Annotated in this window: 16 protein-coding genes; 14 read left to right on the top strand and 2 right to left on the bottom strand. The window is 59.4% G+C overall.

Translation table 11 applies throughout. The features are described 5' to 3' along the window. Positions 1–658: 658 nt before the first annotated feature. Complete coding sequence (locus E3U26_RS13015; protein ID WP_499105848.1) at positions 659–1,288, bottom strand: acyl-homoserine-lactone synthase; 630 nt, start codon at positions 1,286–1,288, stop codon at positions 659–661. A gap of 387 nt (positions 1,289–1,675) precedes the next feature. Between E3U26_RS13015 and E3U26_RS13010 the strand changes: the two genes are divergently transcribed. The 12 genes from E3U26_RS13010 to nrdH all read left to right on the top strand — a co-directional run bounded on the left by E3U26_RS13010 (position 1,676) and on the right by nrdH (position 11,755). Then, complete coding sequence (locus E3U26_RS13010; protein ID WP_499105847.1) at positions 1,676–2,329, top strand: helix-turn-helix transcriptional regulator; 654 nt, start codon at positions 1,676–1,678, stop codon at positions 2,327–2,329. Between the two features lie 97 nt (positions 2,330–2,426). Further along, the gene (locus tag E3U26_RS13005; protein WP_167553520.1) at positions 2,427–2,594 is read left to right on the top strand and encodes a hypothetical protein; all 168 of its coding nucleotides are present in this window, start codon (positions 2,427–2,429) and stop codon (positions 2,592–2,594) included. 119 nt (positions 2,595–2,713) lie between these two features. Continuing rightward, positions 2,714–3,280: a recombinase family protein gene (locus tag E3U26_RS13000; RefSeq protein ID WP_499105846.1), complete on the top strand. Its 567-nt coding sequence runs from the start codon at positions 2,714–2,716 to the stop codon at positions 3,278–3,280. Next, the gene (locus tag E3U26_RS12995) at positions 3,277–3,597 is read left to right on the top strand and encodes a hypothetical protein (protein ID WP_499105845.1); all 321 of its coding nucleotides are present in this window, start codon (positions 3,277–3,279) and stop codon (positions 3,595–3,597) included. Before E3U26_RS13000 ends, E3U26_RS12995 begins: the two co-directional genes overlap by 4 nt. A 39-nt stretch (positions 3,598–3,636) precedes the next feature. After that, a complete protein-coding gene (locus E3U26_RS12990; RefSeq protein WP_499105844.1) occupies positions 3,637–4,272 on the top strand; it encodes a hypothetical protein in 636 nt (211 codons plus the stop codon). A gap of 318 nt (positions 4,273–4,590) precedes the next feature. Further along, positions 4,591–5,829: a replication initiation protein RepC gene (repC, locus tag E3U26_RS12985; RefSeq protein ID WP_499105843.1), complete on the top strand. Its 1,239-nt coding sequence runs from the start codon at positions 4,591–4,593 to the stop codon at positions 5,827–5,829. Continuing rightward, entirely contained in the window at positions 5,826–6,305 is a 480-nt protein-coding gene (locus tag E3U26_RS12980) for a thermonuclease family protein (RefSeq protein ID WP_499105842.1), read from the top strand. Before repC ends, E3U26_RS12980 begins: the two co-directional genes overlap by 4 nt. A 69-nt stretch (positions 6,306–6,374) precedes the next feature. Further along, positions 6,375–6,782 (top strand): hypothetical protein, encoded by a 408-nt coding sequence (locus E3U26_RS12975; RefSeq protein WP_499105841.1) that lies wholly within the window; start codon positions 6,375–6,377, stop codon positions 6,780–6,782. Between the two features lie 99 nt (positions 6,783–6,881). Beyond that, positions 6,882–7,067, top strand: coding sequence for a hypothetical protein (locus E3U26_RS12970; RefSeq protein WP_499105840.1), 186 nt, complete (start codon positions 6,882–6,884; stop codon positions 7,065–7,067). 3 nt (positions 7,068–7,070) lie between these two features. After that, positions 7,071–10,256, top strand: coding sequence for a DNA methyltransferase family protein (locus tag E3U26_RS12965; protein WP_499105838.1), 3,186 nt, complete (start codon positions 7,071–7,073; stop codon positions 10,254–10,256). An 882-nt stretch (positions 10,257–11,138) separates the two neighbouring features. After that, a complete protein-coding gene (locus E3U26_RS12960; protein WP_499105837.1) occupies positions 11,139–11,471 on the top strand; it encodes a single stranded DNA-binding domain-containing protein in 333 nt (110 codons plus the stop codon). A 50-nt stretch (positions 11,472–11,521) separates the two neighbouring features. After that, positions 11,522–11,755 carry a thioredoxin domain-containing protein gene (nrdH, locus tag E3U26_RS12955; protein ID WP_499105836.1) on the top strand — a complete coding sequence of 78 codons (234 nt, stop codon included), beginning with the start codon at positions 11,522–11,524 and terminating at the stop codon, positions 11,753–11,755. 12 nt (positions 11,756–11,767) lie between these two features. Here the strand turns inward: nrdH and E3U26_RS12950 are convergent, their stop codons facing one another. Next, the gene (locus tag E3U26_RS12950) at positions 11,768–12,079 is read right to left on the bottom strand and encodes a hypothetical protein (protein ID WP_499105835.1); all 312 of its coding nucleotides are present in this window, start codon (positions 12,077–12,079) and stop codon (positions 11,768–11,770) included. A gap of 711 nt (positions 12,080–12,790) precedes the next feature. Between E3U26_RS12950 and E3U26_RS12945 the strand changes: the two genes are divergently transcribed. Continuing rightward, on the top strand, positions 12,791–13,189 hold the full coding sequence (locus E3U26_RS12945; protein WP_499105834.1) for a DUF3768 domain-containing protein: 399 nt from the start codon (positions 12,791–12,793) through the stop codon (positions 13,187–13,189). A gap of 256 nt (positions 13,190–13,445) precedes the next feature. Further along, positions 13,446–15,266 carry a ParB/RepB/Spo0J family partition protein gene (locus tag E3U26_RS12940; RefSeq protein ID WP_499105833.1) on the top strand — a complete coding sequence of 607 codons (1,821 nt, stop codon included), beginning with the start codon at positions 13,446–13,448 and terminating at the stop codon, positions 15,264–15,266. Positions 15,267–15,302 lie beyond the last annotated feature (36 nt).

Below are 15,302 nucleotides of genomic sequence, written 5' to 3'. Positions count from 1 at the left end.
GCGGCGTCAGCGCCGGAACGGTGGCCAGCAAATACCCCAAAAGGGCTGCTGACCAAACTGCTTTCTTAGTTCGTCCGCGGGCGGAGGACGACGCTCTTTCCGGCGTCAGTCGGTAGGCCGACGCCGGAGAGACCAAGTTCCTTGAGGAGCTTGATGACGCCTGAGGCTGTCCGAACTTCCCTAAACTCGATTTCATGGGTGAGTGCGGGCTCGGAGCTTTCCGACAGCTTAGCTCGGGCCTTTTTCTGGTCTCTGGTAGTGACCAGTGGGACCCAATCCAGGCTATTAGGGTCAACTCCGATAAAATACCAGCTTCCATGCCATTGCGGACCGCGCAACTCGGCATCGGAGCGGCAGACGATATGCAATTCCCATCCCTTTTCGAGACGTTCTCGCAGTTCTGCGACCGTGACCACATCGTTTGGCTTTCTCGTAGTGTTGTTCACAGCCGGCCCTTCTCCATGTGGTTGAGCCCGACACTGCATCTAGTGTCGGGATACAAGATTATATCGGAGTTAGCAAGATATAATCTTGCTCAACTCACTCTGTGGTTCACGGAAGCAGTGTTAGCGACTCGAAGGATGTAATCCAAGCAGAACGCACTGGAACACGCCCTCGGCCGGGCAGCCGGGGGCGTTCTAAGGGGGTAAGACGAGGGCTATCGCGCCGCGGCCTGGCGCGCGACGCTGCCGGGAACCAGCTCGCTAGGATCAGTGACGCTGCAACGGAACACAACGAACCTGCCATCTTCGTTCGAGCAGACAGGACCCATCTGGTCAACATCCCATGAAAACTTACTTGCCATACGAAGAAATGCGGGTGTCCCTAGGCAGAGGCAGCCTGTTGCCCCTCTGCTGTTGAGGTAGGCATTGATCTCATAGAGCAACGCTACTGCTACGCCTGGTTGCCCGTTGGTGGCAAAGCGGGTCAATTCCCATAATTGTGTGTCAACTGGTGCGTCATCATAAAGAAGGTTGTCAGGAAGCCCTGGCAACAAGCCCAGCACGGCATCGCGGATCATGTATGAGTAAACACCGTTCCTCTGATCGGTGCGGCGCAACCTTCCCCCGCCAACGACGTTTCCATCAACATGGGCGATGGCATATCTCGTGTCGAAGCTGTCGTATTGCTCAAACTCCATCTGTTCATACTCGCCAAGCTTCCAGCCCAATCGGTCGACAAACATTCTCCGCCTGAACTCATAAAATTTTCGAACGAGATCCCAACGGTTCAAATCCTGCGGAAGCTCGATAACCTCGGCGGTAATTGAAGGTTGATCCAATTTCATTTCATTCGCGCCATTTAAACCATCACTAGTGGCAGTTGCCCTTTTGAAACGGTGGGTGCATCGAACCAATAAACATTGGAGCGCCGACTGTCGGGTCGATTAACCACACGCCAAAATCCCTGATCTCCAGTCTTAGCACTGCGTCATCGGGAAGGCCCTCGAACGCTTTCAGCAGATTCTCTGCCATGCCCTTCGAGACCTCAGCAGCTGCTAGAAGATCCAAGCCGGTGTGGACACCAGGCGCGTTTCCGCTCTTCCCCACTGTCTATCCTTTGCTGTTTACGCAACGAGGACAGTAGGGCGGACCCCTTGTATTGCCAACGCCAGCGCGCCAAAATATAACGAATCTGCTATACACATTTTCATACATTGCTTTGGGAGGCGACGTTGCTTGAGCGGTTCATCCCGGATTATCATAGCGAAATTCAACGGCTTACGCTGATCTGCAACAAGGGCTTCATCATGGGCTTCGGCATCTCGACCAGAGAGCGCCCGGATTACTTGGTGAACACGATGCCCGTGGAGTGGAGCACCCTCTACGAGAACGCCAACTACATGTTCTATGATCCGGTCGTGCACTGGCTGTTGGACCATGATGGCTCGATACGGTGGTCCGAGATACGAGGTCCGGACATTCGCAGTGTCAGAGCCCATGCCGCATCTTTCGGCATCAGGTTTGGTTGCGTCATCAGCTATAAGGTCAAGAACCGCCGCTGCTTCTTATCAATGTCGCGCGAAGATCGGGAGTTCACTGATGAAGAGATAGCGGCATGGAAGGCAAAATTTCACCTTTGGAGTCAGATGGTTGTCGACGAAAGACCTGTCTTGAATGAACGGGAGCTTTCTGTCTTGCGCGCGTTGGGTGATGGCATGACCCACAAGGAAGCTGCTGATCATCTCAACATCAGCATGGCCACAGTCCGTCAGCGACAAACCTCTGCCATGCACAAGCTAGGGGCCAAGAACCCGACCAGCGCCGTGCGCATGGCTACGGCCTATCAACTGCTGGACATCCGGCCTTCACCGACCGCTAATCGTTAATACTGTATAGCACTTCTGCTACATTTTCGCGCTGCCCTCTTTTCTCGCGCAGCCGCAGGTGGAATGTGGCAATAAAGAGCGAAGCTAAGGGGCGACAATGGCAAGCGTGGACGAACGGCGGATCGCAAAGGCAATCCATCTATCGGAGAAAGACGGTCGTTGGGTCTACGAATGGAACACCGGAGACGTGGGCAAGCTGACAATCCCCGAGGGCTTCACCTTCGACCCGAAACAGTCTGAGCCTATCTTCGGGGCGGCAGAGTAGAGCCCGCCCGAAAACGACCGTTGATGGCACATCCGCTGTTCTGTATCAAAACTCGCCATTTTGATGAGTTTTGATACAATGTCGAAACCACGAGGGTTTTGAGACAGCGAGGCACAATTTTGGCACTCATCGGCTATGCGCGCGTATCCACAGCATCGCAGGACCATCAACTTCAGGTTGACGCACTGCAACGGGCAGAATGCGCCTACATCGTGACGGAAGTCGGGTCGGGCGCGAGAGAGTCCGCCAGGCCACAGCTGGGGCACCTTCTGCAATCGATGACAGAACGGGACACGTTAGTGGTCTGGCGCCTGGACCGATTGGCTCGTAGCGTGAAGGAGCTGACGCAGATCTCCGCGGACCTTTCCGCGCGCGGGATTGGTCTCATGTCTCTGACGGAGCAGATCGACACGACGACCCCTCAGGGCCGCCTGATCTTCAATTTTTTCGCTATGCTGGCGCAGTTCGAGCGCGACTTGATAGCAGAGCGCACTAAAGCCGGCTTGGCAGCCGCTCGGGCTCGCGGCCGGGTTGGCGGCCGAAAGAGACTCCTGTCTGATGCTGACGTCCGGCAGGCCAAGATCTGGCTCGATGCCAAGACCATGACCCAGCAACAAGCCGCCAGGGCGTTGGGTGTAGGGAGAGCTACCCTCGCACGCGCGCTTCGTCCGCGGGAATCGACATGAAACGCTGGGGGATTCCACTGATCTTTCTCGCCCAGGTTCTAGCGTCCGGCCCTCTCACCAGCGGGCCGCAGCCGCTACATCTTTGTGCCTTGCCGGAAGACCCCATCGAGGACGAAGCCGCACTTGCCCGCTTCAAGATGACGGCCCAGGAAGAATATAGTCGATATTTCAATGAATTGAATAGCTACCTTCTCTGCCTTCAGAAATCACAGGCAGACGTTATCGCCAGGTCGAGATTCTGGCATGACCGCTACATCGAGCTGTTCGAGACACCTGAAGCTGATGGCGCATTGCGTCTTGATGATGCGTTCCCTTAAGCGTATCAAGATTATATCAACACTGTAGAAGGTATAAGCATGAGAAACCTCTTGCATACTTCTGTTGCGGCGGTGGGGCTTGCCATGTCAGCGCCCGCGCCGGCCACGGCATATCCTATTGATTGCGCAATCCTTCTTTGTCTCGCTGGAGGCTTCCCCTCCTCGGCTGAATGTTCAGCCGCGAAGGCGGAGTTCATCAGGCGCATTACTCCGTGGCCGATTGAGCCACCCTTGCAGCTTTGGAACTGCCCAATGCGCAGCAGCGGGGGCATCAGCGTTCCTGGCATCGGAGCAGACGGACTAACGGCCGATGTGCGTAAGTATCGAGATGGTATCGAGATTTATCATGTTCAGCATTACCGCCACAAACGCGGTGGGGACAATGAATACATCACCGACATAACGTCCGTCGGGGAGTATCAGGTCAGTGGCGATTTTCGTTGGGTGCGTGCGAGCTACCAGTATGGCCCACCGTGGCTGGCAGAAGCTGCCGGTGGCATCACCCACAGCAGAACAATCGGCGGCTGCCGTGCTGATGACCGGCAGATCTATGGGCAGACTTGCCGACCATCCCAGACGGTCACGACTAACGACCATAACGGGCACCTTCGGGGTGTGTTCATCCGGTTCCAGGACCACACAGGAGCCTATCACATCGAGGGAGTTCACTACTGATCCTTGCGACCAACCGCGCATGGACACACAAAGAATTGCCGTGACCCCCCATCTGTCGTAGGGTTCGCGGTTAAAAGCACCAAAAACGGAGCAGAGCAGAATCAGGAAAATCGACCGCCCAAAGTAAAACCCCCCGCGCGGGGTCCGCACGAGGGGGGGCTTGGTTTGGTAACACAGGGTTGGCGCCCTGCATTGCTCACAAAGGTTACGAGCATAGTTACTGCCCTGCCCCCGAAAATCAAGAGCAAAAACGCATTTGTGCGAACGGATGTGACGTGCCTGCGGCCCTGCGCCTCATAGATCGAGGAGCAGAAGAAAATGAGCAGATCAACGGCTGCGGCCGTGAACCATCAGACACATCCATGTCTGCCAACAGGCATGACCCTTAGCCACGTCATCGAGCTGATCGAGCGCGTCGGGCGCCACATCGGCTTGGGAGCCAGGCGCCGGGAGGCGCTGTTGCGGATGATCCGTCAGACGGCCCCGACCGACTGGACCGCATCCGACCGCGATCCTGTCTGTTTCCGCCCACAGCAAGACTTGGCGCAAGACCTCGGCATTACAGACCGGGCCATGCGAGCGCATGAACACGCCCTGGCGCAGCTCGGGCTTGCGATTATCGACACGACAGCTAACGGGCGACGTTCGGGAAGAATGCTTCCCGGCGGCCGCCGTCTTGGCGTGAATTTCAGGCCACTGATCGACCGGATCGGCTGGCTGATGGACCTGGACGAAGCCCATCAGGCAGCGATGCGGCGCATTGTCGCCCTTCGCCTCGAATGCTCTGCGGCGAAACGCGACGCCCGGCAAATGGTTGAGCAGTTGCTTGAGATCGACCCTCGGCACCGCAAACTGCCGGCCTATCTTCAGCGCATGGCATCATGGCCTCGTCGCTACAGCCCGTTCAGATGCGCCGAGGAACTGGACGCGCACCTGGACGAGATCAACGAGCTGGTCGATGACGTAAGAGCGGAGCTGCAATGTCGTGATGATTCTTCCGGTAGGGCAGAATCCCAGATTCCGGCAATACTAAATACAACTCCAAAGATTCTTGAATTTTGTAGCGGTTCCCCCGCCATAAAGGGGACGGCCCGCAAGCGGGCCGACGACAATTTCCTTAAGTCTGCGCCTAACGGCGCAGAATGCAGAGAAAATAGTATCGGCGGCTTAAACCCTGCTGGCAACCCCGACGATCTGTCCTGGCTGACCCCCGAGAAGATCAGATCCATTGCCGGTCAGAGTTTCCGGTTCTGTCTCGATGCCATTTGCCCTGTTGGGGAACAAATGACAGACAGGCACCTGCGAAGCGTTGCGATCATGCTCCTGCCGGACCTGGGCATCAATGCTTCAGCTTGGGAAGAAGCCTTGCAGGTATTCGGCTCGATGCGCGCGGCATTGGCAGTCTTGATCATCGACGCGAACCGGAATCATCCGACGCATCCTATCCACAGCCCAGGGGGGGCACTTCGCGCTTTCACGCGGTTGCAGCTCGCCGGTCAGTTCAACCTTGCCGGGTCGCTCATAGGGCTTGTCGAGCGATCAAGGGCGGAGCCATGAGAAGCGGCTTGGTGCTGATGGCTGTCGCTGCTCTACTGCTCTCTACCCCGGTAATTGCCGGTCAGGTCGCCGGACGGGCCAGCGTGATCGACGGCGACACAATCGAGATCCGTTCCCAGAGAATAAGGATTTCTGGCGTCGATGCCCCTGAATCCGGGCAGGTGTGCTACGACCCTTCCGGCCGACAATGGCGCTGCGGCCAGAGAGCTGCCCTCATGCTTGCGGATCATCTTGGAGCTGCACCAGTATCATGCAGGACCGGAGGCCAAGATCGGTATGGGCGCTGGCTGGCAAAATGCACAGCACATGGTCGAGACCTGGGCGAATGGCTCGTCCGCAACGGGTGGGCGGTTCCGTATTTCGACCACAACCACGCATATGCCGAGGCACAGCGCGCCGCCAGGGCGAGCAGATCGGGACTCTGGGCAGGACAGTTCATATTGCCCAAAGACTGGCGGAAATTGCAGCGATTCTAAGACTCAAATGCGCTTGTTTGCGCTGAAAAATGTATATACATTGACTGTCGCAACAGGAGGCTAGTTTCAATGGCAACGCCGATTTTACCCATAAGAATGCCGCTTCCGTTGAGGCGGGGCTTGGAGCGTGAAGCGGAACGTAGCGGAAGATCGCTTACTGAAATAATAATTGAGGCCGTTCAGCAGTCCGGCATCAAGCCGGTCGTTCATGACGACGAGATCGCACCTGAAGCTGTCCGGGTTCCGCCTGCATTTTATGACTTTCAAGCCCAACATGGCGGCGTGCCGGCGCCGCAGGCGAGGACCAGCAAGTTTGTTAGCCTGCGTCTGGACGATCCGGCGCTGCCATCCTTTGTCGAGGCGGCACGCCGGTGCGTTACTGATGAGAGCCACAGCCTCGGATTACGAAAGTCAGCGCGAGCTACAATCAATGTGATCGAACTGGCTAATCTGGAAAGATTACCGGACAATGCGTAGATGGAAATAATTTAAGCTGATGATGCGTCGAGCAAAAAAAGGGTATCCGACTTTCTGGACTTCTCTTCCACCATAAGGCTCTCAAGTAGTGCGAGGTGGGTGACGCAGGAAGTCGAGGTGGAGTATGGCGCGCATGTGCCCACACTTTTGAAAGCCCTGCCCAACTTCCATGACTATCGGTCTGACATGGATGACGACTATGATCTGAACGTCACATGGCCCGCGAGCGAGATTGCGAACCGCGAGCAGCGCGCGAGGGACGACATGGCGGCTTCAGGGGAATGAATCATGAGCCTGTTTAACCAGAAAACCTTGAAGCGGCATGTCCGGCCCGCCCCCATACCACCCGATCACCTGGAAATACTGCACTCCTGGGCGGAAATGATCCGCTCCGGCCGTATCTATAGCCTGAAGGAAACCGCCCTGCACGGCCAATTCGCGGCCAGGATCATCGAAGGCGTTCTTGGCTATCACGGGCCTGTGGGCGGGGCCGATTACACTGTCGCCAACGAACAGGCGATCTTGCGGGGCAGTGTCGATCTTGCCCTTGGCTGGTTCGGGGGCAAGACCCCGGAAATCCTCGCCCCGTTCGAGTTGAAGGGGGCCGATACCCGCGACCTCGATGCCATCATGCCGGGGCGGAACAAGACCCCCGTTCAACAGGCGTGGGAATACGCCATGAACGCGCGGGGCGTGAAATGGGTGCTTGTCTCGAACATGATCGAGCTGCGCCTTTATGGCTTTGGCGAAGGCACCACCGCCTATGAAGCCTTCCAGCTCGACCGGCTGACCGATCCCGACGAATACGCCCGGTTCATGCTGCTGTTGTCAGCCGATAGCCTGCTGTCAGGCCGCACCCTCGATCTGCTGAAGCAAAGCCGCGCCGAAGACCGCGACATTACCGACAGCCTCTATCAGGACTACAAGGCGCTGCGCCTGAAGCTGATCGGGGCCGTCCAAGCGGCAGACCCCGCCATAGCCCCTCTGGATGCAATCGCCGTCGCACAGAAGATCCTCGACCGGGTTCTGTTCATCGCCTTTGCAGAAGATACCGGCCTGCTGCCCGACAACACCCTGTCACAAGCCTTTGTCACCCGTGATCCCTACAACCCCCGCCCGGTCTGGGACAATTTCCGGGGTTTGTTTAACGCCATCGACAAGGGCAGTGATGCCCTGAAAATCCCCCGCTACAACGGGGGCCTGTTCCGCCAGGACGACACGATCAACGCCTTGGTCTTGCCCGATGACGTCTGCGAGGGGTTCAAGGCCCTGGGGGACTATGACTTCGCGTCCGAAGTGTCTGTCACCGTTCTGGGCCATATCTTCGAACAGTCCATCGCTGACGTTGAACGCCTTCAGGCGCAGGCGCGGGGCGAGGAAACCGAAGAAGAACGGGCCACCGGCACCACAGGGCGGCGCAAGCGTGACGGGGTGGTCTACACACCCGACTACATCGCCCGCTTCATCGTGGCGGAAACCTTGGGCGCGCACCTCGAAGAAGCCTTCACAGAAATCTTGCGCACCCATGCCAAGGCCGGGGCCGATCTTTCCAACTATGCCGCCATCCAGTGGCGCAGAAAATCGGCCGAGCTGGAAGCCTGGCAAGCCTACCGCGACCGGCTGAAGACCCTGCGGATTGTCGATCCCGCCTGCGGTTCGGGCGTGTTCCTGATCATGGCCTTCGACTTCCTGAAGGCGGAGCTGAACCGGGTGAACGACAAGATTGCCGATCTGCAAGGCAAGGATCAGCACATCCAGGACCTGATCGACCCCGACAGCGAAATCCTGACGAACAACCTGTTCGGGGTGGATGTGAACTCGGAAAGCATCGAAATCGCCAAGCTGTCCCTCTGGATCAAGACCGCCCGTCGCGGCAAGGTTCTGGACAGCCTGTCGGGCAACCTGCGGGTGGGTGACAGCCTGATCGAAGACAGCAACTTCGCCTATCTCGATCACGCCTTCACCTGGGAAACCGCCTTCCCCAGCGTCTTTGCCGAAGGTGGGTTCGATGTGGTTCTGGGCAACCCGCCCTATGTCCGCATGGAATTTCTGAAGACCCTGAAGCCCTATCTGGAAAAGCGGTATGAGGTGGTTTCCGACAGGGCTGATCTTTACTGCTATTTCTACGAACGTGGTCTACGCCTGCTGAAACCGGGCGGTCGCTTGGGCTACATTTCTCCCAATAAGCTCTTCAGGAACGGGTCATGCGCACCTCTTCGCGACTACCTGCGGCGCGAAGCGACCCTCGAAGGTGTTGTCGATTTTGGCGATCTGCAAATTTTCGAAGGCGTGACCACCTATACGGCCATCCTGACCATGAAGCGCAGCGCGGCACCCAAGGGTCATGAGCTGCACTTCTGGAAGGTGGACACCCTGCCAGAAGCCAACTTTCAGGCGACTTGGAAAAAGGCCGCGGGGCCGTATCCGCAAGCTGCCCTTGGGGCCGGATCATGGGAATTGGAAAACTCCGCCCTGCGCGCCCTGCGTGACAAGATCAGGACGGGCAGAAAGACCCTGAAGGAAATTTACGGATCACCCCTCTACGGTATCAAGACCGGGCTGAACGCGGCTTTTGTGATCGACAACGCCACCAAAGAACGCCTCTGCGCCCAAGACCCCAGGTCTGCCGAGCTGCTGAAGCCCTTCTTGGAGGGCAAAGACCTGAAACGCTGGCGGGTGGAACCGCGCGGCCTTTGGCTGATCTACATTCCCAAGAACAGGATCGAGATTAACGACTATCCGGCCATCCGGGAATGGCTGATACCCTTCAAAACCGCTCTTGAAGCCCGCGCCACGAAACAGGAATGGTTCGAACTGCAACAGGCGCAGGAAGCCTATGCACCCCACTTCGCTGCGCCGAAAATTAGCTACCCCCATTTCAACGACACGCGGAACTTTTCGTTCGAACCGCTGGGGGCATTCTCGAACGACAAATCCTATCTGATCCCTACCGACGACAAGGCTCTGCTGGGGCTTCTGAACAGTCGGGTGCTCTGGTTCATGCTGTCTTCAATGAGTCCACCCGTTCGAGGCGGCTTCCATGAGCTGCGGGTGCAGTATGTCGAAAAGCTACCAATCCCCGCATGGAACGATGGCGCACGGGCAGAGCTGGCCTCAGCAAGCGAACAGGCCAGCAAGGCAGCACGGGAACGCCTGATCCTGCAAACAGCCCTGACGCGCCGGATTCCCGATCTCTGCCCGCCTGGACGTGCCCCCAAGCTGACAACCCGCCTTCAGGAATGGTGGACCCTGCCTGACTTCGCCGCCTTCCGGGCCGAGGTGAAGAAGGTGTTCAAGTCCGATATTCCCCTGGCCGAGCGTTCCGCCTGGGAAGACTGGATCACCCGTGACCGCGCCGAAATCGCCCGCCTGTCAGCCGAGATAGCCAAGGCCGAAGCCCAGATCGACAACATCGTCTACGGCCTGTTCGACCTGACCCCCGACGAAATCGCACTGCTGGAAAGCGTGGTATAGCGAGTGGCGGGGTCGCGCGCGGGCTGCTGTCTCTTCGGGCGCCAATGTCACGCGGGAACACACGCATGACACAACAGCGCCCTTGACCCTGACCACCTGGGGCCCATAGCTGGACCCACTTGTCTTCTAGCGACGACAAGCAAACTGCCGCGCCTTCGGGCGCGGCTCTTTTCGTTCAGCTTGTCCATCCTGGTCCTTCGACCGGGGCTTGCAGGGCATGAGCGAGACGTCAAGGATCGAGCGAATGCCCTGTGGGCAAGCTGTTGACCTTTTGCTTGTAGGCGTGTTTCGCGCAGGGTTTCGCAACTTGACCGCGAGTCCGTTAAGGGGAAATATTCCCCGTATGTTCTCACGGAACCCTTTCTTGTGGCCCATATGCTGACCCCATTATTGTGCCGGGCGATTACTCGCCCTTGTCGTTTTCCAAGCTGGCTGGATCGTCGTTCAGCCGATGCAAACACACCTAGCAGCCTCGTAGCTGGTCTGACCTGCCTTCCTCGGCCGACAGTTCGCAGGCTAATTTTCCTTGATGTAGGCGAAGCCGGGCGAGCGAGCAGGCGTCGTCGCCACCAGGACATGCCTTCCTTCCGGGTTCTCCGCTATCCAGCTTCAGGCGGATGCGGATTTTCAGGGTCCGGTTCTGCCGATCGCAAGCCGTCCGGCCTAGGATGCAGCGGGCGGGTTGACCTGAAGCACCCTGCCCTTCTCTCAGGTGTTTCGACAGACCCACTTACCACGCCTTCCCTCTTTGCGACCGGCCTGCGGCCTTCAAGAACAAAGACGGTTTCCACGCGAGCGCGGACCCTCCGTCTTTCTTCTTGATCGCCCGGAAAGGCGCAGCGGGCCCTTCCCATCGAAACACCAGCAAGAAGGATCACTCAAATGCTTTACACCCACGCCAAATTCAGCATCCAAGGCTATGTCGGCGGCATCCGCGAGGTCGGCAAGACCCTGAAAATCCGCATCAGCACCAAGGAAAGCTGGAAGGATCGGGAGACCGGCGAGCGGAAGGATCGCGAATCCTGGAACACCGTCACCATGTTCGAGCGCACGCCCGGCTTCGCCTACATCAAGGAAAACCTGCGCAAAGGCGACCTTGTGACGGCCGAGGGCAAGATCTCCGAAACCAGCTACGAGAAGGACGGCCACACCGTCTACGAAACCACCCTCGCGGCCGAGCTGGTCGCCATCATCCCCATCGGCAAAGACGAGTAATCGCCCGGCCGAGCAGGGGGCTTCAGCCCCCTGCCAGAAAGGAGCCCGCAATGACCATCACCGTCTATTCCATGCCCGCTTGCGTCCAATGCACCGCAACAACACGCGCCCTCGATGCCAAGGGCATCGGCTACGAGCTGGTCGACCTGACCACGGATGACGAAGCCATGGAGAGGGTCGTGGCCCTCGGATATCGCCAAGCGCCTGTCGTCGTCGCCGGCGACGCACATTGGACCGGCTTCCGCCCTGATCTTATCGCGGGTATCGAGAACCTGCTTCGCTAGGAAGAGCCGCCATCACTGGCTCGCTGCAGAAAGTCTGGCCACCCGGTCGCAGACACCTATTGTCGTCACGCTTATATAGCTATTGCCCGCCTTCAATGCGACTTCGGCATTATGGGTCTCGCGTTCTGCAATCACGTCACACGCACCCTTCAGCCAGTTATTCCGGCCAACATCGAGTGTGCCCAGATCCGTGTCTTTATAGGCTGAAACCTCATCCACCAAACCGCGATATTGGTCCTCGGGCATATCTAGGGCAACAGTCTGCGCCAGCGTGTCGCCTGCAATAAAAATAAGGGCGGAAGATACAAAGAATTTGCCCAGCATGACTTTCGCTTCCAGGTTGTTGATCGAATGGTTCCAGCATCCTGAAGGATTGAGCGTCTGCCCGCAAGCGGGCACCGCGTTCTAGTCCGTCCTGGCGGCCGGACCCGAGCCGGACAGGGCGATGCGACCGACTGCGGCCGGTGCCTGTCTGTCTCGTCCCGAGCCAGCCATTCCCCTGCCGGTCCTGGCCGCCCTGCCCTGCCCGTCTCGGCCCTGTCGGGTGACGCCCGCATGACGCGAGCAGGCGGCGAGCGAGACCCCAGGTATCGAGCGACCCGCCTGCGGTAAGCTGGGCTGAAGGTTCGTCGGAGATCCCGGCTGGCGCCGGCATCCTGTTGGTCCAGGAGCCGGCCGGGGGGATCGACGCGGGCCAGGCCCGCGCTCACCCCCCGACCGACGCCATTTCCTTTTCCTTGTGTCCGCCAACAGACCGGCTCTGCAAAGTCAATAGACGCCATCGCCGTGCCGGGCTCGGACCCTCCGTAATTTTCTCCTGCGTAGAAAATGACGGTTTCCAAGCCCGTCACGGCGACAAGCCCCCCTCGGGGGGTGGCTATGACTTTGCCGATCCGGCCCGTGGGCCGGGCTTCGCCCTCACCCACTCTGTTCCGCCGGAAACATGCGTTTCCGGCAGATCAGATCGGCCGAGGCGCAGCCCATCGCGGACAGGGGCACCAAGACCCCGCCGCCATCGCAAAAGGAGGCCAGATTATGGCTCTACTCACTTCTGTTGCCGTCGATGGACGGGACGATGCCGTGGCGATCCTCGCCGCGCAGAACGATTGCTTCCGCCGCACCCTCGGCCATGGTGCGCAATGGAACGGCCAGCCGCTGCTGGGCAAGGTGGTCACGACACCGGGCTTCCGTGCCCTGCCCGAGACCATCCAGATCGCTCTCACCTGCGAAACGGTAACCTTCAAGGCTTTCGATGCCGAGAATGACCCCTATGGCGATCACAGCTTCGGCGTCGTGGAGATGAACGGCCATCGCGCCTTCTGGAAGGTGGACGTTTACGACACCGATTACACCTTCGGCGTTTCCCTGCCGGATGCCACAGATCCCCAACAGGTTCGCCGTGTTCTGACGCTCTATCTGCCGTCCGAACACTGACCCGAGATCGGCCCGCTTCGCTCCGGGCGGGCCGATGCTTCCCGAAACGTCAACCGGAAAGGGGGTGAGTTAATGAGCAAAGCAATCTTTGAAATGCGCCTCGCGGAAGCATGGGCGCTTATCAGGAAGGGCGATCAGAATGGCATCGGCCGCCGCTTCCTGAACCAGCACGGGGTCATCTAAAGCCCCTCGCCTCGCCCCACAGGGGGCGGGGCATCAATAACAAAAATCTCACCACACGACAAGGATCGACCCCATGAAACATGAACCGATCACCAGCACGGTCGAGCAGGTGCCCTTTGCCGACCTCTATGTTTCCGAGCTGAACCCCCGAACCATTTTCGACCCGGCAGGCATCGAGGCGCTGGCCGCGAACATCCGCGCGCTTGGCCTGATCCAGAACCTCGGCGGGCTGCGCGACGAATCCGGCAAGGTCGGCATCGTCTTCGGCGGCCGCCGCTACCGCGCCCTCGCGCTCCTGCAGGACGATCCGCGCTTCGCAACCGTGCCCGTCAGGATCGCGCCGGATCAGGCCACCGCCGAGACCTGGGCGTCCAGCGAAAACCACCAGCGCGAGCAGCCCCATCCCGCCGATGAAATCCGCGAATATGCCGTCATGGCCGCGCGGGGCGTTGCGGTGCCCGCCGTCGCCCTCGCCTTCGGAGTCACCGAGGCCCATGTCTATCGCCGCCTCAAGCTGGCCGGGCTGCCCGCCCCGGTGCTGGACGCGCTCAAGGCCGGTGAAATCACCCTCGCCAATGCCGCCGCCTTCACTGTCAGCGAAGACGAGGCCCAAAGCCTCGCCGTGCTGGAACGGGTGCGCGGTCAGGGCTACAGCGATCACCAGATCAAGCAGATGCTCAAGTCCGATGCCGTGCGCAACACCGACCGCCGCGCCGTGTTCGTCGGTCAGGAAGCCTATGAGGCCGAGGGCGGGCGCGTCACCACCGACCTCTTTGCCGACCAGTCCTATTACGAGGACGAGGCCCTGCTGCACGAACTGTTCACGGCGAAGCTGGACGCCCATGCCGGCACCGTCATGGCCGAAGGCTGGAAATGGGCCGAGCCGATCCGGGACAGCTATGTCGGCTATTACGAGATCGAGGCGCGCAAGCTGGATCGCATCTATGCGCAGGAAGGCGAACTATCCGAAGCCGAGGCCGAGCGTTATGATGAACTGGCCGAACTGGCGCATGGCGACGTGCTCGATGCCGAGGGCGAAGCCGAACTGGCGGCGCTGCAAGCCATTCTGGACGGCGGTTTCACCGACGAGCAAAAGGCCGTGTCGGGCGTCCTGTTCTATGTGGACCAGAGCGGCACACTGAAAACCCTCGAAGGGCTGGTGACGCGCGAGGACCGCGCCGTCGCCATCGAGGCCGGTTTCCTGCGCCCATCGTTTCATAGCGATATTGGCAGCGAAATCCCGAAATCGCCCATCAGCAATGCGCTGGCCGACGACCTCGGCCGGGTTGCCATGGGCGCGCGGCAACACGCCATCCTGCGTGATCCCGACCTGCTGCTGGACCTGCTGGCCTACCAGCTGAGCCATGGCCTGCAATGGCGCAAGCCTTTCGGCCTCGCGACCGAGGCCGTGCCGAACTGGCCCACCACCGAGGCGGAAGGCTATGACCTCGACGAGCGGCTGACGGGCAAGGAGCCGCGCGATATGTATGGCAAAGACCTCGCCAAATCCTTCCGGGCTTTCCGGCAGAAGGCGCAGGATCACAAGCGCGGCGAACTGATCCGCTGCCTTGCCGCCCTGTTTCGCGGGGGCGACGAGCAGTTGTCCGCGCTGATCGACAAGGAGACGGCCCCGCAAATCCGCGAAGTCTGGACCCCGACCGCCGCCAATTTCTTCGGCCGCGTCGGCGGGCCTTACCTGAACGAGCTCTGGCGCGACCTGCTGGACCTGGCCGAGGATCACCCGACCGCAACCAGCTTCGCCAAGCTGAAAAAAGGCGAGAAGGCCGCGAAGCTGGAAGCCTTGTTCGGTGACGATGCCACCCGCAAGGCCCACGGCGTTACCGAAGCGCAGGCCGCGCGGATCGACGCATGGCTGCCCGAAGGCATGAAGTGACAAAGATGCGGGGCGCGCGAGCGCCCCGCCTATCGA

Source organism: Paracoccus ferrooxidans (genome assembly GCF_029909815.1).
GTDB lineage: Bacteria > Pseudomonadota > Alphaproteobacteria > Rhodobacterales > Rhodobacteraceae > Paracoccus > Paracoccus versutus.
This window is presented reverse-complemented; position numbering and strand designations above follow the sequence as displayed.